Source organism: Streptomyces monomycini, from assembly GCF_022271435.1.
Taxonomy (GTDB): Bacteria; Actinomycetota; Actinomycetes; order Streptomycetales; family Streptomycetaceae; genus Streptomyces; species Streptomyces monomycini.
Window position 1 is genome coordinate 113,002 of record NZ_JAFIQY010000014.1, and the last position, 19,736, is coordinate 132,737.

Sequence of the window (19,736 nt, forward strand, 5' to 3'; positions counted from 1 at the left end):
CACGGTGACGTGGGGCTGCGCGCCGCAGGGCACTCGGGTCAGGGCACGAGGCCGTCGAGGTCGATGACGACGGGGAACGGGACGGAGACCTTCAGCCGGCCCCGGTGAATGCCGGTGGCCACATAGGCGCCGGTCATGCCGTCGAGCTCGTAGGCGTGCACGGCCGGGGCGCCGCCCTAGTCCTCGATGCGCCAGAAGTGAGCGATCTTGGCCTGTGCGTACTTGAAGGGCTTCAGTGACCTGTCACGGTCCGCGGATTCCTCCGAGACGACTTCGATGACCAGGGCAACGTCTTCGGGCGCGTACCAGGTCCGGTCGGGATCGTACGCGGCGGTGGCGACCAGGACGTCCGGCTCGGGGCGGCTCTTCTTGTCGAGCCGGACGGTCATCTCCCGCTCGGTCTCGAACCCGGCGGGGGCGGATTGCCGCAGCGCGAAAGTCAGGTTCTCCACGAGCCGGGAGTGCCACGACCGCTGTGGCGACCTCCTGAAGATCAAGGCTCCATCGATGAGTTCGGTGTGCCGCGGCGCCTGGGGAAGGTGGTCGAGGTCGCCGGCTTCCCAGCCACTGGGCCTCGGCGGGACCATCCAGTCGGGGAGTTCGGCGGTCACGGCTTCCTCCAGGCGCCTCGAAGACGGCGGTCAGGGGCCTTGATCCCGGATCGCGGACGCGGTCGGACGGCTGCTGCCAGCGTAGTTGATGCGGCTGCCGGACACTGGCCCACGGCCCGGCTCACAGGTAGATCTGCCGTCGGCACCCACAGCAGAACGTTTTGCCCTCGCACCTCTCGATCGCCCCGTGCCCACAGGGCCGTACCTCTGCCAGTCGGGCACCCCGGCTGATCGCGACGCGCAGTACGTCGCGCAGCGCGCGGAGCAGCCTCCGGGGTCCGACATCGGCCGTCACCAGTTCCTCCGCCGCATTCAGCACCCCTTCCTCCGCCTCGTCGGCGATCAAGGACAGCAGGCTCTCCGCGTCATCCGTACTGAGGTAGCACGCCTTGCCCTCGGGCGTGGTCCACGGCAGGAGGCGCAGCGGCGTACCGCACCGGTCACCGGTCATCACGCCGTCACCCCGGCGCCACGGCACGTCCGCCACGTACGGAACTCCTCCGGCGACATGGCGTACGGCCGAACCAGCGCGCTCGCCTCCCCGCGCAGCATGACCTCGGGCCGCCGACGCGGCGCCTTGACGGCGGGCACGTATCGCCCGGCCGGGGCGGCCGGGGGCCCGGACGCGCGGTGGCGGCCGCCCGCGGACAGCAACCCGCCCATCAGCGCCCTGCCCGATCGCACGATGCGACGCAACATGAATTCTCGCCTTCTTCGGAACCCGTAACCACCCGGCGACTACCGTGTGCATCACCATCGTCACCGTGTGACGTGGCTCTCAACGGGGGCGTCCCGTCCCAGCGTTGGGAATGGGACGGCAGAGAGGCAGACGCCGTGAAATTCACGCCGCAGAACCTGACCCCGTACGTATCCGCCCGCCATTACTTCGGCTCCGAACAACGCCGCCACCGCGAGGCCGCGAAGCTGTCGCTGGTGCAGTTGGCGAGCGTGGTCAGCTCCAGCAAGAGCACGCTGGCGCGCATCGAGACGGCGGAGCTGATGCCACCACCGGACCTGCCATCCAGGCTGGACGCGGCCTTCGGCACGGACAAGCACTTCCACGGGCTGTACCAGCTCGCGAAGCGGGAGGCGCATCCGGATCAGTACCGGCGGTTCATGGACCTGGAGGCGCAAGCCCATACGGTCGAGACTTACGAACCGCAGGTCGTACCTGGCCTGTTCCAGACCGAGGCGTATGCCCGAGTGCTGCTCCGCTGCCAGGAAGACTTGTCCGAGGAGCAGGTCGAGGAACGGGTCGCCGCGCGGATGTCCCGGCAAGAGCTCCGGCAGCCCGCCCCCTTCCGCTGGACGATCATCGATGAGTCGGTGTTGCGGCGACAGGTCGGCGGAAGGGGCTGCATGCATAAGCAATTGGCTTCGCTGCTGGAGCAGGGGAATACTCCGGACAGCAAGGTTCAGGTGATGCCGTTCAGTGCGGGCCCTCACACGCTGATGGGCGGGGCACTGAACTTGCTGACACTGCCCAACGGCTCCACAGCGGCCTACGAAGAGGGCATCGAGACCGGCCACCTGCACGAGGGGCCGGACGTGGTGCAGAAGTGGCGACGGCAGTACGAGGTACTGCGCGCCAATGCTCTCCCGCTGACTGCTTCGGCGGAGCTGATCCGAAAGGCGATGGAGGACTACGAAGCATGCGACACACCCCCGAGCTGAGCACGGTTCACTGGCGCAAGAGCAGCCACAGCAACACCAACGGGGGCAGTTGCGTCGAGGTCACCGATGACATCCCCGGCATCGTCCCCGTACGCGACAGCAAAACCCCCCACGGCCCCATACTCACCTTCCCGACCACCGCCTGGGCCGCGTTCATCGCCACGCTCAAGACGGCCTGACGCGCAGGTCAGCCCGTCCCAGAGACCTTCTGGGACGGGCTGAGCCATATGCGCCTGGCGCTCCGGGCGGATCAGACCCCCGCCGCCTCCGGCGTCCGGGGCACGCTCTCGTCGGCTGCTCCGGCCCTACGGGCCGATCGCTTGGCCGCCCGCCGTTCCTTCCGCAGCTCGATCATCGCGTACAGCGTCGGGACGAGCAGCAGCGTCAGCAGGGTGGACGTGATCAGGCCGCCGATGACGACCACCGCCAGCGGCTGGGAGATGAAGCCGCCGTCGCCGGTGATGGACAGCGCCATCGGGAGCAGGGCCATGATCGTGGCCAGGGCCGTCATCAGGATCGGGCGGAGGCGGTGGCGGCCGCCCTCGATGACGGCTTCGACCACGCCGTAGCCCTGCGACCGGTACTGGTTGATCAAGTCGATCAGCACGATCGCGTTGGTGACCACGATGCCGATGAGCATCAGCATGCCGATCATCGCGGGGACGCCCATCGGGGTGCCCGTGACGAGGAGCAGGCCGAGCGCGCCGGTCGCCGCGAAGGGGATCGAGATGAGCAGGATCAGCGGCTGGACGAGGGACCGGAAGGTGCCTACGAGCAGCATGAAGACGATCGCGATGGCGGCGAGCATGGCCAGGCCGAGCGAGGAGAACGCGTCGGACTGGTCGGCGGAGACGCCGCCGATCTCGGCGGTGGCGCCCTCCGGCAGCTTCAGGGACTTGATCTTGGACTGGAGCTGGGCGGTGACCGCGCCGGTGTTGTCGCCGGTCGGCTTGGCGGTGACGGTGGCGGACCGGGCGCCGTCGATGCGGGTGCTCTGGACCGGGCCCGCGACCGTACGGATCGTGGCGAGGTCGCCGAGCTTCGCCGGGCCGGCCGGGGTCGGTACGGGAAGGGCGCGCAGCGCCGCCTCGGAGGTGACCGGGTGGGCGGACCTGACGACGATGTCCCGCTCGGCGTTGTCGATCATGGCCTTGCCGCTGGTGGTGCCGCGCACCGCCTGGGCGACGACCTGGCCGAGGGCGGCCTGGCTGTAACCGGCGGCCGCCGCCTTCTCGTTGGCCTGGACGGAGATGCGGGGCACGCTCTGCGCGAGGTCGCTCTGCACGTCGGTGACGTGGTCGAGGCCGGCGACGGTGTCCCGTACCTGTTCCGAGGCCTTCTTCAGAACGTCCGCGTCGGCGGCCTTGACCACCACGCTCAGGTCCTGGTTGCCGAAGCCGCCGCCTCCCGACGAGACGGTCGTCTCGCCGATGTCCTTGCCGAGCTTGTCGAGTGCGGCGCGGAGTGTGTCGGTGACCTTCCCGGAGTCCGCCGCGTCCTTCAGCTTCACCTGGTACGAGGCCTGGTTGGCGCCGCTGCCGCCCCCGAAGGCGGCCATGAAGCCGGAGGAACCGACGGTGACCTGGTAGTCCTCGACCCCGTCGAGCCCGCCGAGGATCTTCTCGACGCGCTTCGCCTGCGCGTCGGCGGCCGTCAGGCTCGTACCGGGCTTCAACTCCTGCTTGACGCTGAGGGTGTCCTGATCGCCCTGGTCGAAGAAGTTGGTCTTGAGGAGGGGGGCCATGCCGAACGTACCGAGGAGGACGACGACGGCGATGACGATGCTGGTGACGCGGCGGCGCGTCGCGAAGCGCAGCACGGGGACGTACAGGCGCTGGAGCGGGCTGCCGCTCTCCTTGGCCTCGGCGGCCCGGCGCAGCTCCTCGGGGTCGGTGCCCTCGGGTATCTCCGGGGCGCGCAGGAACCAGTAGGAGAGGACCGGGACGACGGTCAGGGAGACGAGGAGGGAGGCGAGCAGGGCGACCGTGACGGTGATCGAGAAGGACCCGAACAGGGCGCCCACCATGCCGCCGACCACGCCGATGGGCAGGAAGACCGCCACCGTGGTCAGGGTGGAGGAGGTGATCGCGCCGGCCACCTCGCGGACCGCGGTCAGGATGGCCTGCTGCCGCTCCTCGCCGTAGCCGAGGTGGCGTTTGATGTTCTCCAGGACGACGATCGAGTCGTCCACGACGCGTCCGACGGCGATGGTCAGCGCGCCGAGGGTGAGCATGTTCAGCGACAGGTCGCCGGTCCACAGCACGATCAGCGTGATGACGACGGACAGCGGGATGGAGACCGCGGTGACCAGCGTCGAGCGCAGGCTGAGCAGGAAGACCAGGATCACGATCACGGCCATGACCAGGCCGAGCAGTCCTTCGGTGGTCAGCGAGTCGATGGACTTCGAGACCGCCGGGCCCTGGTCGGAGACGACCGTGACCTCGGTGCCCTTGCCGAGCGCCGTACGGATCTCCGGCAGCTTGTCCTGGACGGCCTCGGAGATGTCGACGGCGCTGCCGTCCTGGCCCATGGTCACCATGACGGCCAGGCTGGGCTTGCCGTTGGTGCGGGTGAGGGAGGTGGGGGTGGCCGCCTCCTCCTTGACGGTGGCCACGTCTCCGAGGCGTACCGGCTTGCCCGCCGCGGTGCCGCCGGAGCCGGCCGCGCCGCCGGACCCGCCGGGGCCCGCCGCCGGAGTCAGGGGCAGGTCGCGGATCTGCTGCGCGGAGGTGAAGCCGGAGCCGACCTGGACGGTGTTGCTGCGGCCCTGCTCGGCGAACGAACCGGCCGGTACGGACGCGCCGCCCGCCTCCAGGGCCTGGCCGAGCGCCGCGGCCGTCGTCCCGGCCTGCGCGAGCTTGGCGTCGTCGGGGGTGACGGCGACGACGCGGTCCCGGACCCCGTCCACGGTGACCTGGCCGACGCCGTCGATGTTCTTCAGGCCGGGCACCACGCTGCGGTCGAGCCGGTCGGCCAGCGCCTGCTCGTCCTTGCCGCCGGACACGGCGAGCACGACGGCCGGGATGTCGTCCGTCGAACCGGCCACGACCTGCGGGTCCACGTCCTTCGGCAGCTTGGCCCTGGACCGGTTGACGGCCTGCTGCACATCGGCGACCAGCCGCTTGGAGTCGTTGCCGTAGTCGAACTGGGCCATGATGACGGCCGAGCCCTCGCTCGCCGTCGAGGTGACGCCCTTGATGCCGTCGACCGCCTGGATTCCGTCCTCCAGCGGTTCGATCACCTGCTTCTCGACGACGTCGGGCGAGGCGCCCTGGTAGGGCGCCAGCACGGACACCATGGGCAGTTCGATGGTGGGCAGGAGCTGCTGTTTGAGCTGGGGGATCGCGATGGCGCCGAAGGCGATCGCGACGATCGACATCAGCGCTACCAGGCCCCGTTGTACGAGGCTGAGTCGGGACAGCCAGGACATGGGTGGGGTCTCTCTTCTTTTCTGTACGGCGTTCCGGCGGCCTGTACGGCGTTCCGGCGGGTCCGCACGGCGTTCCGGCGGGCGGGCACGACGGGCCCGACTAAACGATCCACCAAGCCCCGGACGCTTTTCCTCGCTCCCAGGTCGGTTTCCGCCCCACCCGCAGTACCGCGTTCGGAGTAGGGCGGTCTCCACCCCCTACTGCACCCGTGGGCGCACCAGCCCCGACTCGTACGCGATGACGACGAGCTGCGCCCGGTCGCGGGCGCCCAGTTTGGCCATCGCACGGTTGACGTGCGTCTTGACGGTGAGCGGGCTGACCGCCAGCTGCCCGGCGATCTCGTCGTTGGACAGGCCGCCCGCGACCAGGACCAGCACCTCGCGCTCCCGGCCGGTGAGGGTGGCCAGCTCGGCGGCGCCGCGGCGACCGGGCCCGGCCTCGGCGGTGTCCTCTCCCTGGGCGAGGAACTTGGCGATCAGCCCTTTGGTGGCGGCCGGTGACAGCAGCGCCTCGCCGGCCGCCGCGATCCGGATGGCGCCCAGCAGTTCGTCCGGCTCCGCGCCCTTGCCGAGGAAGCCGCTGGCGCCCGCGCGCAGCGACTGCACCACGTATTCGTCGACCTCGAAAGTGGTCAGGATCACCACGCGTACGGCGGTCAGGTCCGGATCGGCGCTGATCATGCGGGTGGCGGCGAGGCCGTCGGTGCCGGGCATCCGGATGTCCATCAGGACCACGTCGGCGCCGGTGGCGCGGGCCAGCTCGTAGGCCTGGGCGCCGTCGGACGCCTCCCCCACCACCTCCATGTCGGGCTCGGAGTCGACGAGGATGCGAAAGGCACTGCGCAGGAGTGCCTGATCGTCGGCGAGCAGTACTTTGATGGTCACTCGGTCTCCCCCGTGCAAAAGCCGCGGCCGGGCCGGGCGGCCCGGTTGGTGGCGTGAGTGGTCTGGAGCGGCAGCCGTACGCGTACCTGGAAGCCGCCGGCCGGGCGGGGGCCGGTCTCGGCCGTGCCGCGCAGGGCGGCGACCCGCTCGCGCATGCCGATCAGGCCGTGGCCGCCGCCGGGGTCCAGGGGGCGGGGGGCCGGGTCCGGGCCGGTGGCGCCGCCGTCGTCCAGGACCGTGACGGTCAGGGCGTCGGTGTCCCGCGCGATGCGGACCGTGGCGCGGGCGCCCGTACCGGCGTGCTTGTGGACGTTGGTCAGCGCTTCCTGGACGATGCGGTACGCGGTGAGGTCGAGGGCGGCGGGCAGCGCGTCCGTCGCTTCCGGGACGTCGAGCGTGACGGGCAGGCCGGCGCGGACGAAGCCGTCCACGAGCTGGTCCAGCACGCCGAGGCCCGGCGCGGGTTCGGTGGGGGCCCGCGGGTCGTCGGACTGGCGCAGCAGGCCCACGGTGGCGCGCAGTTCGTCGAGGGCGGAGCGGGACGCCTCGCGTACGTGCGCCAGCGCCTGCTTGGCCTGGTCGGGGCGGCTGTCCATGACGTGCGAGGCGACTCCGGCCTGCACGTTGACCAGGGCGATGTGGTGCGCGACCACGTCGTGCAGTTCGCGGGCGATGCGCATCCGTTCCTCGGCGACGCGGCGCCGGGCCTCCTCCTCGCGGGTGCGCTCGGCGCGTTCGGCCCGTTCCCGTATGGCGGTCACGAAGGCGCGGCGGCTGCGGACCGCGTCACCGGCCGCGGCGGCCATGCCGGTCCACGCGAAGATCCCGAGGTTTTCCTGCGCGTACCAGGGGCGGTCCCCGAGGAGCATCGCGGCGGCGGTGAGGCCGAGGACGGTCAGCGCGCCGACGCGCCAGGTGGTGGAGCGGTCCGTGCGGGCGGCGAGGGTGCACAGCGCGATGACCGCGGAGCATAAGACCGGGGCGCGTGGCACTCCGGTCTCCAGGAGCAGTTCGAGGACGGTGCAGAGGCCGGTGGCCGCCAGGACGCTGCGCGGGAAGCGGCGGCGCAGGACCAGGGCGCCGCCGGCGGCGACGGCGAGGACCACGGTGGTGGCGGTCAGTTCGCGTTCGCCGAACCGGGGCCCGTGCGGGCCGTGCGGCTCGGCCACCGCGCCGACCAGGATCGCCACGACGACGGCGAGGGCGAGCGCGCTGTCGAACGCGTACGGGTGGGCGCGTATCCAGGCGAGCGGGGCGCCGCCCGGACGCGGACCGGGCTGCCCGGGGGCGAGGGGAGTCACGGGAAAACGGTAGCGCCCCGGTCCCGTGCGGAATCCGGGGCGCTGCCTGCGCTGGAGGTGGTGCGGGCCGCCCGGCGGACCGGGCGGCCGGTCAGCCCGGGATCAGGCCGTCGTCGCTGAGCATCTGCTTGACCTCGTCGAGGGTGGCGTCCTCGGAGGGCAGGATCAGCTCGGACGGTTCCAGGGAGTCGTCCGGCAGCGGGGTGCCGAGGCGGCGCACCGCGTCCAGAAGGGCGCTCAGGGTGCGCCGGAAGCCGTCCTCGTCGCCGCTCTCCATCTCGTCGAGCAGCTCGTCGTCCAGCTTGTTCAGCTCGACGAAGTGCGCGTCGTCGAGCTTCACCTGCCCCTCCCCCATGATCCGTACGATCACGACGGTCTCCTTCTGGTCCGGTGCGGCGGCCTGGTCCGGTGCGCGGACCGGGCCCGGTGCGGCGGCCTGGCCCGGTGCGGCGGTACCGACGAGGCTAGCGGCCGCCGGCCGTCACTGCTTGTCGAAACGCGGCTGCCCGGGCTGCGCCTGCGGGGCCTGCTGCCCCTGGCCCGCCTGGCCGCCCTCGATGGCCTGCTTGTCGGCGCCCGGGCCGGCCAGCTCCGCCTTCATGCGCTGGAGCTCCAGCTCGACGTCGCTGCCGCCGGAGAGCCGGTCCAGCTCGGCGGTGATGTCGTCCTTGGCCATACCGGTCGGGTCGTCGAGCGCGCCGGAGGCCAGCAGCTCGTCGATGGCACCGGCCCTGGCCTGCATCTGCGCGGTCTTGTCCTCCGCGCGCTCGATGGCCATGCCGACGTCGCCCATCTCCTCGGAGATGCCGGAGAACGCCTCGCCGATCCGGGTCTGGGCCTGGGCGGCGGTGTACGTGGCCTTGATCGTTTCCTTCTTCGTACGGAAGGCGTCGACCTTGGCCTGGAGGCGCTGGGCGGCGAGGGTGAGCTTCTCTTCCTCGCCTTGCAGCGTCTGGTGCTGCGTCTGCAGGTCCGTGACCTGCTGCTGGAGGGCTGCCCGGCGGGAAAGGGCCTCGCGGGCGAGGTCCTCGCGGCCGAGCGAGAGGGCCTTGCGGCCCTGGTCCTCCAGTTTGGAGGACTGGTTCTGGAGCTGGTTGAGCTGCAGCTCCAGGCGCTTGCGGGAGGTCGCCACGTCGGCGACGCCGCGGCGCACCTTCTGCAGCAGCTCCAGCTGCTTCTGGTACGAGTAGTCAAGGGTCTCGCGCGGATCCTCGGCCCGGTCCAGGGCCTTGTTGGCCTTCGCGCGGAAGATCATCCCCATCCGCTTCATGACACCGCTCATGGGCCTCGCGCGCCCCTTTCTGACCGAGTTACATCGGGCTTCGGCTCCAGCACATCTACAGACCCCACAGTACGGGCCTCGGTTCCATTACCGCACTGTTCGGCCCCGGATGTGCTCCTCCTGCAGGACGATCAGGATGCCGCCGCCATCCGGCGCAAGGAGTAGGGACGGCCCCGGGAACCCACCCCGCGCACCTTTCGCGCCGAATGTCCCCTGCGCGGCGCCCCTCGCGGATCAGCGCCGTTGCCGGATCGTTCCCCATGCCACTGTGGTCCATGCGCGGCCAACCCGTACTCTTGCGTGTGTGTTCCGAAGCCGTTCGAAGGATGAGCAGGCCGCGACCGCCAAGGTGACCGCGTCCGAGCCGAAGCAGCCCCGCGACCCGCAGGCCCCCAAGGGCCGCCCGACGCCGAAGCGGAGCCAGGCGCAGTCGCAGCGCCGTACGCGCGCGCAGACGCCGGCCAACCGCAAGGAGGCGACGAAGGCGTCGCGTGAGGCGCGCCGCGCCGACATGGCCCGGCAGCGCGAGGCGCTGGCCAACGGCGACGAGCGGTTCCTGCCGATCCGCGACAAGGGCCCGGTGCGGCGTTTCGCCCGTGACTTCGTCGACTCGCGCTGGTGCGTGGCGGAGTTCTTCCTGCCGATGGCCGTGATCATCCTGGTGCTGACTATGCTGCGCCAGCCGGGGATCCAGAACATCGCGCTGCTGCTGTGGCTGTTCATCATCGTGCTGATCGTCGTCGACTCGTTCGTGCTGTGGTTCTCGCTGAACAAGCGCCTCAAGCAGCGCTTCCCGAACGAGAACCACAAGGGCGTCAAGCCGTACGCCCTGATGCGCACGCTCCAGATGCGCCGGCTGCGTCTGCCGAAGCCGCAGGTCAAGCGCGGAGAGCGGCCCTGAACGCAACCCCTTTGGGCTTCTCGCCCGGCGCCGAACGGTGGCTGGGCGGGCTGGACGGCCTGCGCAACACCGTCCGGCAGGAGCTGGTGGCCCGCCAGCTGGAGGAACAGATCGCGGCCCGCTTCCCGGTGGGGCAGCGGCTGCGGGTGCTCGACGTGGGCGCGGGCCAGGGCACCCAGGCACTGCGGCTGGCCCGGGCCGGGCACAAGGTCACGGGCCTGGAGTCCGACCCGGCGATGCTGGCGGCGGCCCGTACCGCGCTGGCGGAGGAGCCGGCCGGCATCCAGGAGCGGATGGAACTGATCGAGGGGGACGGCCGGGACACCGGCGTGCACTTCCTCCCCGGCGCCTTCGACATGGTGCTCTGCCACGGCGTGCTGATGTACGTGGCGGAGCCGGACCCGATGCTGGCCGGACTGGCCCGCGTCCTGGCACCCGGCGGGCTGCTGTCCCTGGTGGTGCGCAACGCCGACGCGCTCGCGATGCGGCCCGGCCTGTCCGGTGACTGGGACGGCGCCCTGGGCGCCTTCGACACGGCCGAGTACGTCAACCGCCTCGGCCTCACGGCGCGCGCCGACCGCCTGGCGGCGCTGACCGCGACGCTCGACGGGATCGGCGCGCCGCTGGAGACCTGGTACGGCGTACGGGTCTTCACCGACACCGCGCCGGACGACGCGCCGCTGCCCGCCGACGGCGAGCTGGAACGGCTGCTGGCCGCCGAGGCCCGGGCCGGACGCACCGACCCGTACCGGGCGGTGGCGGCACTGCTGCACCTGTGCGGCGTACGGGGCGGGACGGGCGGCGAGGGGCGCCAGGGCGGCTGAGCCGGCGCCCGGCTCTCAGCGGCGGCGCCGGGGTTCGACGGTGACGACGTCGTAGCCCGGGTCCTCCGATTGCCGGCCGCCGTAGCCGCCGTAGGCACCATAGGAGGACTCACCGCCGTACGCCTGGCCGCCGGGCTCGACCGTGACGACGTCCGCGCCACCGTACGACTGACCGCCGTAGCCGCCGCCGTACGACTGACCGCCGTACGCCCCGCCGCCGGGTCCGACCGTGACAATCTCCGCGCCGCCGCCGTAGGCCCCGTAGGAGGGGTCCTCGTACTGCTCGGCTCCCGGCCCGTAGTAGGCGGGACCGGTCCACCGCGCGCCGGACCCGTCCATGTAGCGGCTCTCACTCCTGGCCGCCCTGGTGCCGCCGTTGCACTTCTTGCACAGGACGCGGAGGTTCCCGGGGTGGCTAGCCGCCGCCCTGGCGTCGTCCAGGCTGATCGCCTCGACGTCGCGGTAGATGTTCTCGCCCACCTGCACGGTCCAGTTCATGGGATCCACCGAGCGGTGCACGTTGGCGATGATGCCTTCCACGTGGTCGATCTCGTACCAGTTGCTCTCCTTGGCGGCGCCGCGCGCTTCCGCCTTACTGAGGACCATTTTCCCGCATTTACCGCATTCATAGCGGTAAGTACCGGTCCGCGAACTCAGGCGCTTGGGCGTCACCGCCAGCACCGCGTTCACGGCGCCTTCCATCCAGTTGAGGTGCTTGCGGCTGCCGTCCCAGAGTCTCTGGCCCGCCTCCCCACGGCGCGGGAGGGGAACCCGCTCGGCCGCTGCCAGGGGGTTCTGCTGGCGGCTGCTGCCGGCGGCGCCCGCGCGGGTGCGTGCGTGGGTACGCGGCCCGTTCTCGGCCTCGATGCGCTCGGCTTCCCGCTGGGTGTGGGTGCGGCCGGAGCGCCGGATCATGCGCTGTACCTGTGGTGTGTGGCCACAGCCCTGGCCGCACCCCGCGTGCTGGTCCCGGCCCTGCCCGCTCTGGGCGAGCCGCTGGACGACGGCGGCGTTGCCCGCGGCCTGCTGAAGTCCCACGACCTGCGCGGCCGTCAGCGGCCCCGGCGCCACGAGGGCCCGCTCGGCGGCCGGAGCACGCGACGCGTCTCTCGCCGGTCGTACGGGCCGGTCGGCGGTGCCGCGCCGGTCCCGCTCTCGCTCTGCGTGCATACGTCCACTCCGTCGAGGTCCAAGGGGCGTTCGCGCCGATCCCGTCGGCCTCCTTGTCTACGACAGGCGGACGTCACGCGGGAAGAGCCTTGAGGGCAGCCTTGCCGCCCTCGCGTGCCAAAGAGGAGCGAGGAGCACGGAAGAGGCCGTCGGGGAAGACTTCGAGGAGGACTCCGCGGCAGGCACGTGGAGCCCGCCGAGAGGCAGGTGATCGCTGCTCTCCCGCGTCTTGTCCTGCGTGACGACTGCCGCGACCGCCCCCGAGGGGCCACCGCCTCCGAAACCGCCCGTCCGTTCGACCTGGCGGGTGCTGTACGGGCACATCAGGCCGCACCGCCCCGCCATCGCCCTGGGCGGCCTCCTCACCTTGCTCGGCGCGGCCACCGGCCTGGCCCAGCCGATGGCCGCCAAGGTGCTGGTCGAGCGGCTGGGCGAGGGCGATCCGATCACCATGCTGCTGGTGCTGCTGACCGTCCTGGTGCTGGCGGGCACGGCCGCCGACGCGCTCGGGGCGTACGTCCTGGAGCGCACCGCCGAGTCCGTCGTGCTCGCGGCCCGGCGCCGACTCGTGACGCGGCTGCTGCGGCTGCGGATGGCCGCGGTGGACCGCAGCAGCCCCGGTGACCTGATGTCACGGGTCACCGCGGACACCACGCTGCTGCGCGCGATCACCACCCAGTCGCTGGTCTCGGCCGGCACCGGCAGCCTCACCCTGATCGGCACGATCACGCTGATGGCGCTGCTGGACCCGGTGCTGCTCGGCGTCACGCTCTCGGTGATCGTCCTGATCGGCAGCTCGCAGGCGCTGGTGCTGCCGCGCATCGAGAAGGCGACGAAGCGGGCGCAGGAGGCGGTGGGAGAGATCTCCACGGCGCTGGAGCGCACGTTCGGGGCGTTCCGCACGATCAAGGCGTCCGGCGCGGAGCCACGGGAAGCCGCGGCCGTCGAGGCGGCGGCGCAGGAGGCGTGGCGCGGCGGCATCCGGGCGGCGAAGTGGCAGTCCGTCGCCATGTCCTCGGTGGGGCTCGCGGTGCAGCTCGCGTTCCTGGCCGTGCTGGGCGTCGGCGGGGCGCGGGTGGCCTCCGGGACCACCGGCATCGCCACGCTGATCGCGTTCCTGCTCTATCTCTTCTACCTCATCGAACCGATCTCCCGGCTGGTGAACGCCGCGGCGTCCTACCAGGTGGGGGCGGCGGCGATCGCGCGGATGACGGAGGCGGAGGAGCTGGAGACGGAGACTTCGCAGGCGGCTCCGGCGGCGGCCGGGGAGCGGGCCGCCGTCCCCGCGAAGCCCGCGAGCGTCGCCTTCGAACAGGTGACCTTCCGCTACCGCCCCGATCTGCCGCCGGTCCACCACGGTGTGGACTTCGCGGTGCCCGGCGGCGGCATGACGGCGTTCGTCGGCCCGTCCGGCGCCGGCAAGACCACCGTCTTCGGGCTGCTGGAGCGGTTCTACGACGCGGACGGCGGCCGGGTGCTGGTCGACGGCACCGACGTACAGGACTGGCCGCTGGACCTGCTGCGGTCCCAGATCGGCTACGTCGAGCAGGACGCGCCCGTCCTGGCCGGCACGCTGCGCGAGAACCTGCTGTTCGCGGCGCCCGGCGCCACCGACGACGAGGTGGCCGGGGTGCTCACCAGGACCCGGCTGGACGGCCTGGTCGCACGGCTGCCCGAAGGGCTGGACACGCCGGTGGGGCACCGCGGCAGCAAGCTGTCCGGTGGCGAGCGGCAGCGGGTGGCGATCGCGCGGGCGCTGCTGCGCGAGCCGCGGCTGCTGCTCCTGGACGAGGCGACCTCGCAACTGGACGCGGTCAACGAACTGGCGCTGCGGGAGACCGTCGCGGAGGCGGCCCGTACGACGACGGTGCTGGTGGTGGCGCACCGGCTCTCCACCGTGACGCTCGCGGACCGCATCGTGGTGATGGAGGCGGGGCGGGTGCGTGCGGTCGGTACGCATGCGCAGCTGGTGGCGGACGATCCGCTGTACGGGGAGCTGGCGGCGACGCAGTTTCTCGCCACGGCGCCCGATGAGGCGGCGGACCGGACGCCCTGACGGGACACTTCAGCCATGACGCCTTCACTGACTTCCCGCCGCCGGGCGGCGGTCGCCGCGGCCGCCGCCCTGTGCGCGGCCGCGCTGGTGGCCGGCTGCTCCGGCTCCGACTCCTCCGCCGGGCCCGGCAAGGACGTCTCCTCGTCGGCCTCCGCGGCCGCCGTCACCTCCCCCGCCAAGGCGGCGGCCCCCAGCGTCAGCACCGACCTCCAGAACGCGTACCAGAAGGTGGTCAAGGACGTCCTGCCGTCGGTCGTCCAGATCACCACCGGCGAGGGGCTGGGGTCCGGGGTGGTGTACGACGCGCGCGGCCATGTCGTCACCAACGCGCATGTCGTCGGCGAGGACAAGAAGTTCAAGGTCACCACGGCGCGCGGCAGCCGCTCCCTGGACGCGTCGCTGGTCGCCTCCTACCCGGAGCAGGACCTCGCCGTCATCAAGATCGACGACGCGCCGAAGGACCTGAAGCCCGCGACGTTCGGCGACTCCGCCAAGGTCGAGATCGGGCAGATCGTGCTCGCCATGGGCAGTCCGCTGGGGCTGTCCGGCAGCGTCACGCAGGGCATCGTCTCGGCGACCGGACGCACCGTCAGCGAACCCAGCAGCGGCGGCGGCACCGGCGCGACCCTCGCGAACATGGTGCAGACCTCCGCCGCCATCAACCCGGGCAACAGCGGCGGCGCCCTGGTCAACCTCTCCGACCAGGTCATCGGCATCCCGACGCTGGCCGCCACGGACCCGCAGATGGGCGAGGGCGCGGCACCCGGCATCGGCTTCGCGATCCCGGCGTCCACGGTCCGCAACATCGCCGACCAGATCATCAAGGACGGCAAGGTCACCAACTCGGGCCGGGCGGCGCTCGGCATCACCGGCCGCACCCTGGTGGGCCAGGACTTCGAGGGCGCCGGGGTGAGCGTCGCGAGCGTCAAGGAGGGCGGCCCGGCGGACAAGGCGGGTATCGAGGCCGGCGATGTCGTCGTGAAGTTCGACGGGACGGCCGTCCGTACGATGCAGGCCCTGTCGGAGGCGCTGGCGGGCCACAAGCCGGGCGACAAGGTGGACGTCACGGTCGACCGGGACGGTGCGCAGAAGACGGTGCGGGTGACGCTGGGAACGATCTAGGTCCTGTCGTCACCGGATTGCCGGTTCGGCAATACTGTTTGCCGCTCCGCAGTACGCGTGTGCACTCTGCGTCCGGAAAGCAGCACGCCGGAAGGCGTGACCGCCTCGCAGAGCGGAGGACGCAGCAGATGGAAGACCGCCATGTCGTCATCATTCCGATCGAGATCGACGAGGAGAAGGAGAGCGCGTACCTCGACACCTGGCAGGACGCGGCGGCGGTGATGGCGGCTCAGCCCGGGTTCATCCGGACGTACATGTTCCGCTCGATCGTTCCGGGGAGCACCTTCCCCCTCGTCAACGTGGCGGAATGGGAGTCCACCGCTCACTGGGAAGCGGCGATGAACGTCTGCCCGATGCTGGGACAGCAGATCGCCGTCGCCCATGCCTCGAACTACGAGGCGGTCCGTACGGTCCTGCCCGCCACGCCACGGAGCCCGGGCCCCGGCGACGGTCACCCGCCCGCCGGCCTGTCTCCTGCCGAGGCACACCGCCGCGTCGTGGACGGGGAACTCACGCTGGTCGATGTCCGGGAGGACGATGAATGGGCGGCGCGCCACCCGGCCGGCGCCGTCCACGCCGCGCTCGGCACGCTGCCGGCGTCGCTGTCGGATCTGCCCGACGGCCCGCTGGCCTTCATATGCCGCACGGGCTCCCGCAGCGTGCAAGGCGGCGCGCGGGCGGTGCGCGCAGGCCGGTCCTCCGTCCACACCGTGACGGGAGGCCTGGAAGCGTGGGAAACCGCAGGGCTTCCGGTCGTCGTCCCCGGCCGCGAGGTGGCGGAGAACGACGGATAGGTGCGGCCGGCGGGGCGCCGGCCCGGCCGGCGCCGGTCCATGGCTGAGCCACGGGCCGGCGCCGGTCCGCGGTCACCCCACGTCGGCGTGCAGACTCATCGCGTAGATCTCGGTGTCGTCCTCGAAGAGCGTCACCCTGTCGGCGCCTCCTTCGAGGAGGTCCTTCCACACCTCGCCGATCCAGGACTCCGCGTCCCCCTGGGTCGTGAAGTCCTCGGGCTCCACCGCGGGCCCCGTCTCCGTACCGTCGGCCTTCTCGAACCGCCACGTCCACGCCATGTCCGCCTCCTGGGTCCCACCGAGTGCCTGCTGGTTCGCGTACCGCTGCCGCACCGCGGGGCGCCGCGGAACGGTCCTGCTGCTGTCCTGCGCACGAGCGCCGTACGAGCGGCGTATTCCCCGCGAACGCGCGGCGTACGTCCCGCGTAGGTGCTGTTCCGCAGCCTAACGGCCGTGTCGAGACGGGCCCCCGCGCGCCCGGTCGGCACCGGCGGGGGAAAATCGGCGGGTGGAACTGACTCTCCTCGGCACCGGAGCCCCCAGCGGGCTGCCGCGCCCCGGCTGCCCCTGCGCCGCCTGTGCCTCCGCCGTCGGCGACGAGGCGCGGGCGGCCACCGCGCTGCTCGTCGACGGGGCGCTGCTCCTGGACCTGACGCCGGGTCCGGCGTTCGCCGCCGCCCGCGCCGGGCACTCGCTCACCGCCGTACGGCAGGTGCTGCTCTCGCACCCGCACGACGGTCCGGCCATGGAGGTGCCCGCCGGGCTGCCGCAGCCGGGGCGGGTGGCGGACGGCCGGGAGCTGGCGCTGCTGGACGGGCACCGGGTGCGGGCCGTCGCCGTGGACGTGCCGGGCACCGGTTACGAGGTCGGCGGCGCCGAGGGCGAGCGGCTGCTGTACCTGCCGCCGGGCGCCGCGCCGGCCGGCGCGGCCGACGGCGAGGGGCACGGCCGGGGCGTCCGCCCGTACGACATGGTCCTGCTGGACGTCCTGGGGCGGCCGGACGCGCTGGCGCGGCTGCGGGCGAGCGGCGCGGTGGACGCGGCGACGGACGTGCTGGGCGTCCACCTGGACCACACCGTGCCGCCCGGCCCCGAGCTGCACCGCCGGCTGGCGGCGGCGGGGGCGCGCACCGTGCCGGACGGCACGTCGCTGCTGGTCGGCGAGTACCACGCGGTGCCCGACCTGCCGCGCCGCACGCTGGTGCTGGGCGGCGCGCGCAGCGGCAAGTCGGCGGAGGCCGAGCGGCGGCTGGCCGCCTTCCCCGACGTGCTGTACGTCGCGACCGGCGGCACCCGGGACGGGGACACCGAGTGGGCGGCGCGGGTCTCGGCCCACCGGGAGCGCCGTCCGGCGTCCTGGCGTACGACGGAGACCTGCGACCTGCTGCCGCTCCTGGAAGGCGGCGCCCGGCCGGAGGACCGGGCGGGCGGGCCCGCCGCGCAGGCCGCCCCGGACGACTCGCCGCTGCTGATCGACTGCCTCGCCCTGTGGCTGACGCACGCCATGGACGAGGCCGGCGCGTGGGACGACGAGAAGTGGGCGGCGGGCGGTGAACGGGAGCTGCGCGCGCGGGTGGACGAGCTGGTCGCGGCGGTGCGCGGCACCCGGCGTCCGGTGGTGGCGGTGAGCAACGAGGTCGGCTCAGGAGTGGTGCCGGCCACCGCGTCCGGCCGCCGGTTCCGCGACGAACTGGGACGGCTGAACGCGATGTTCGGCGCCGAGTGCGAACACGTCCTGCTGGTCGTCGCCGGGCAGGCGCTTGCGCTGCGCGGATGACACCGGCCGGGCCGCGCCCGTGTCCGCTTGTCCGGGCCCGCCGGGACGGGTGGTCTTGTCCGGTGACCGAAACGGATGGTCCGGCGACCAGCACCTCACGCCGCCTCGACGCGGCCGTACGCGCGTACGTACGGCAGCACCCCTTCGCCACGGTCGTGGCGCTCGGCGAGGGGCCGGGCAGCGCCGCCTTCTGGCGGCTGGACGACGGGCGGCTGGACTGGCTGGCCGTGGAGCCGCCGGAGAGCGCCGCGGTCCGCCGGATGCTGCTGCCGGACGGGCCCCGGCGGCGGACCCTCGCGCATCCGGTGGCCGACCCCGGCTGGCTGGAGGCGGTCCGCGCGCCGGAGCGCGGGGTGGTGGTGGCCGCGCGCGGGCTGCTGATGTTCCTGCGGCCGCCCGAGGTCCGCGCGCTGTTCGCGGCGTGCGCGGAGCGGCTGCCCGGGGGCGCGCTGGTCTTCGACGCGGTGCCCCGCTGGTGCGCGGGCCGCGGCCGGACGCGTACGGGCGTGCGGGCGGCGCCCGGCGCTCCGCCGCTGCGCTGGGGCATGAACGCCGCCGACCGGCCCCGGGTCGCGGGCGCGCACCCGAACATCGTCGCGGTGCGCGAGGTCCCGCCGCCCGGCCGCGGGCCGCTCGCCGGGCGCCTGGCGCGGTGGCGGGAGCACGTACCGCTGCTGCACACCCCCGCCCGTACGGTCACCGAGATCCGCTTCGGCACGCGGCGGCCCGCCCCGGGCTCCGCCTCCGGAGGCGCCCGTACCGGTCCGGGGCCCGGCACCCGCGGCGCCCCGGCCGACCCGGAGCGGGCCGCCGGGCGCCGTTCCCGGTAATCTGCGCCGAATGAGCGCCCTGAACCTCGATGACTTCGCCCACCTGATCGAGCGCCCCGACGGCGGTGCGCGCCGCGATGCCGAGGAGCGCCGGCAGCGGCTGGCGGTGCCGCCCGGGGCCCTGGGGCGGCTGGACGACCTGGGCGAGTGGCTGGCCGCCGCGCAGCAGCAGGTGCCGGTACGGCCGATCGGGCGGCCGCGTGCCGTGCTGTTCGCCGGCGATCACGGGGTGGCGTCGCTGGACGTCTCCGGCCGCCCGGCCGGTACCGCGCAGAAGCTCGTACGGGACGTGCTGGACGGAGCCAGCCCGGCGGCGGTGCTGGCGCGCCGGGCCGGTGTCCCGGTGCGGGTCGTGGACATAGCGGTGGACTGCGACCCGGCGGAGCTGCCGGAGGACGTCACCCGGCACCGGGTGCGGCGCGGCTCGGGCCGGATCGACATCGAGGACGCGCTGACGCCCGAAGAGGCCGAGCGGGCCTTCCGGGCGGGCATGGCGGTCGCCGACGAGGAGGCGGACGCCGGTACGGACCTGGTCGCGCTAGGCGACCTGAGCGTGGGCGGCACCACCCCGGCGAGCGCGCTGATCGCCGCGCTGTGCGGCACCGACGCCTCGGTGGTCACCGGGCGCGGCGGCGCGGGCATCGACGACCTGGCGTGGATGCGCAAGTGCGCGGCGATCCGCGACGCGCTGCGCCGGGCCCGGCCGGTCCTCGGCGACCAGCTGGAGCTGCTGGCCGCCACCGGCGGCGCCGACCTGGCCGCGATCACCGGCTTCCTGCTGCAGAGCGCGGTCCGGCGCACCCCGGTGATCCTGGACGGGGTGGTCTCGGCGGCCTGCGCGCTGGTGGCGCAGCGGGTGGCGTTCCGGGCTCCGGACTGGTGGCTGGCCGGGCAGGTCAGCGGCGAGCCGGCGCAGTCCAAGGCACTCGACCGGATCGCGCTCAACCCTTTGCTCGATCACGGCGTCACTGCTGGCGAGGGGACGGGATCGCTGCTCGCTCTGCCACTGGTGCAGGCGGCCGCGGCCCTGGCGGCAGACCTGCCCGTACGCGACTGAGGGACGCCGGCCGGCGACGGCC

At 72.9% G+C, this 19,736-nt stretch carries 19 protein-coding genes and 1 pseudogene; 10 read left to right on the forward strand and 10 right to left on the reverse strand.

Annotation, left to right across the window (positions count from 1 at the left end; translation table 11 throughout):
- Positions 1 to 38: 38 nt before the first annotated feature.
- From JXZ78_RS18295 to JXZ78_RS18305, 3 genes and pseudogenes are all read right to left on the reverse strand, one after another.
- A pseudogene (locus tag JXZ78_RS18295) lies at positions 39 to 587 on the reverse strand (Uma2 family endonuclease).
- A 145-nt stretch (positions 588 to 732) separates the two neighbouring features.
- Complete coding sequence (locus JXZ78_RS18300) at positions 733 to 1,098, reverse strand: hypothetical protein (RefSeq protein ID WP_063726129.1); 366 nt, start codon at positions 1,096 to 1,098, stop codon at positions 733 to 735.
- Positions 1,062 to 1,310 carry a hypothetical protein gene (locus JXZ78_RS18305; protein ID WP_030022059.1) on the reverse strand — a complete coding sequence of 83 codons (249 nt, stop codon included), beginning with the start codon at positions 1,308 to 1,310 and terminating at the stop codon, positions 1,062 to 1,064. Before JXZ78_RS18305 ends, JXZ78_RS18300 begins: the two co-directional genes overlap by 37 nt.
- 135 nt (positions 1,311 to 1,445) lie before the next feature.
- Between JXZ78_RS18305 and JXZ78_RS18310 the strand changes: the two genes are divergently transcribed.
- Positions 1,446 to 2,285, forward strand: a complete 840-nt coding sequence (locus JXZ78_RS18310) for a helix-turn-helix domain-containing protein (protein ID WP_030022058.1) — start codon at positions 1,446 to 1,448, stop codon at positions 2,283 to 2,285.
- Positions 2,264 to 2,464, forward strand: a complete 201-nt coding sequence (locus JXZ78_RS18315; protein ID WP_030022057.1) for a DUF397 domain-containing protein — start codon at positions 2,264 to 2,266, stop codon at positions 2,462 to 2,464. Before JXZ78_RS18310 ends, JXZ78_RS18315 begins: the two co-directional genes overlap by 22 nt.
- A gap of 71 nt (positions 2,465 to 2,535) precedes the next feature.
- On the opposite strand, the gene JXZ78_RS18320 is transcribed toward JXZ78_RS18315, so the two are convergent.
- The 5 genes from JXZ78_RS18320 to JXZ78_RS18340 form a co-directional block, all read right to left on the reverse strand.
- Complete coding sequence (locus tag JXZ78_RS18320) at positions 2,536 to 5,715, reverse strand: efflux RND transporter permease subunit (protein ID WP_030022056.1); 3,180 nt, start codon at positions 5,713 to 5,715, stop codon at positions 2,536 to 2,538.
- A 198-nt stretch (positions 5,716 to 5,913) separates the two neighbouring features.
- Entirely contained in the window at positions 5,914 to 6,600 is a 687-nt protein-coding gene (locus tag JXZ78_RS18325; RefSeq protein WP_030022055.1) for a response regulator, read from the reverse strand.
- Complete coding sequence (locus tag JXZ78_RS18330; protein WP_238783201.1) at positions 6,597 to 7,901, reverse strand: sensor histidine kinase; 1,305 nt, start codon at positions 7,899 to 7,901, stop codon at positions 6,597 to 6,599. Before JXZ78_RS18330 ends, JXZ78_RS18325 begins: the two co-directional genes overlap by 4 nt.
- Positions 7,902 to 7,992: 91 nt before the next feature.
- A complete protein-coding gene (pspAA, locus tag JXZ78_RS18335) occupies positions 7,993 to 8,271 on the reverse strand; it encodes a PspA-associated protein PspAA (protein ID WP_238783202.1) in 279 nt (92 codons plus the stop codon).
- Between the two features lie 111 nt (positions 8,272 to 8,382).
- Positions 8,383 to 9,183 carry a PspA/IM30 family protein gene (locus tag JXZ78_RS18340; RefSeq protein ID WP_078624462.1) on the reverse strand — a complete coding sequence of 267 codons (801 nt, stop codon included), beginning with the start codon at positions 9,181 to 9,183 and terminating at the stop codon, positions 8,383 to 8,385.
- A gap of 304 nt (positions 9,184 to 9,487) precedes the next feature.
- Here JXZ78_RS18340 and JXZ78_RS18345 point away from each other — a divergent pair, with 304 nt between their 5' ends.
- Together JXZ78_RS18345 and JXZ78_RS18350 are read left to right on the forward strand one after the other, a co-directional pair.
- Entirely contained in the window at positions 9,488 to 10,084 is a 597-nt protein-coding gene (locus JXZ78_RS18345; protein WP_030022050.1) for a DUF3043 domain-containing protein, read from the forward strand.
- 86 nt (positions 10,085 to 10,170) lie between these two features.
- Positions 10,171 to 10,908: a class I SAM-dependent methyltransferase gene (locus JXZ78_RS18350; protein ID WP_030022049.1), complete on the forward strand. Its 738-nt coding sequence runs from the start codon at positions 10,171 to 10,173 to the stop codon at positions 10,906 to 10,908.
- A 15-nt stretch (positions 10,909 to 10,923) separates the two neighbouring features.
- Here JXZ78_RS18350 and JXZ78_RS18355 read toward each other — a convergent pair whose 3' ends face one another.
- Positions 10,924 to 12,078, reverse strand: a complete 1,155-nt coding sequence (locus JXZ78_RS18355) for a hypothetical protein (RefSeq protein WP_030022048.1) — start codon at positions 12,076 to 12,078, stop codon at positions 10,924 to 10,926.
- A 238-nt stretch (positions 12,079 to 12,316) separates the two neighbouring features.
- Between JXZ78_RS18355 and JXZ78_RS18360 the strand changes: the two genes are divergently transcribed.
- The 3 genes from JXZ78_RS18360 to JXZ78_RS18370 all read left to right on the forward strand — a co-directional run bounded on the left by JXZ78_RS18360 (position 12,317) and on the right by JXZ78_RS18370 (position 16,050).
- Positions 12,317 to 14,134 carry an ABC transporter ATP-binding protein gene (locus JXZ78_RS18360; protein WP_030022047.1) on the forward strand — a complete coding sequence of 606 codons (1,818 nt, stop codon included), beginning with the start codon at positions 12,317 to 12,319 and terminating at the stop codon, positions 14,132 to 14,134.
- A gap of 15 nt (positions 14,135 to 14,149) precedes the next feature.
- A complete protein-coding gene (locus tag JXZ78_RS18365) occupies positions 14,150 to 15,256 on the forward strand; it encodes a S1C family serine protease (RefSeq protein WP_030022045.1) in 1,107 nt (368 codons plus the stop codon).
- A gap of 128 nt (positions 15,257 to 15,384) precedes the next feature.
- A complete protein-coding gene (locus JXZ78_RS18370; RefSeq protein WP_030022044.1) occupies positions 15,385 to 16,050 on the forward strand; it encodes a rhodanese-like domain-containing protein in 666 nt (221 codons plus the stop codon).
- A gap of 72 nt (positions 16,051 to 16,122) precedes the next feature.
- Here JXZ78_RS18370 and JXZ78_RS18375 read toward each other — a convergent pair whose 3' ends face one another.
- Positions 16,123 to 16,329: a hypothetical protein gene (locus tag JXZ78_RS18375; protein WP_030022043.1), complete on the reverse strand. Its 207-nt coding sequence runs from the start codon at positions 16,327 to 16,329 to the stop codon at positions 16,123 to 16,125.
- Positions 16,330 to 16,558: 229 nt separating this feature from the next.
- Here JXZ78_RS18375 and JXZ78_RS18380 point away from each other — a divergent pair, with 229 nt between their 5' ends.
- The 3 genes from JXZ78_RS18380 (at position 16,559) to cobT (ending at position 19,714) form a co-directional block, all read left to right on the forward strand.
- Complete coding sequence (locus JXZ78_RS18380; RefSeq protein ID WP_238783203.1) at positions 16,559 to 17,827, forward strand: bifunctional adenosylcobinamide kinase/adenosylcobinamide-phosphate guanylyltransferase; 1,269 nt, start codon at positions 16,559 to 16,561, stop codon at positions 17,825 to 17,827.
- Between the two features lie 62 nt (positions 17,828 to 17,889).
- The gene (locus JXZ78_RS18385) at positions 17,890 to 18,657 is read left to right on the forward strand and encodes a class I SAM-dependent methyltransferase (RefSeq protein ID WP_208870192.1); all 768 of its coding nucleotides are present in this window, start codon (positions 17,890 to 17,892) and stop codon (positions 18,655 to 18,657) included.
- Between the two features lie 10 nt (positions 18,658 to 18,667).
- The gene (gene cobT / locus JXZ78_RS18390; RefSeq protein WP_030022036.1) at positions 18,668 to 19,714 is read left to right on the forward strand and encodes a nicotinate-nucleotide--dimethylbenzimidazole phosphoribosyltransferase; all 1,047 of its coding nucleotides are present in this window, start codon (positions 18,668 to 18,670) and stop codon (positions 19,712 to 19,714) included.
- Positions 19,715 to 19,736: the final 22 nt, after the last annotated feature.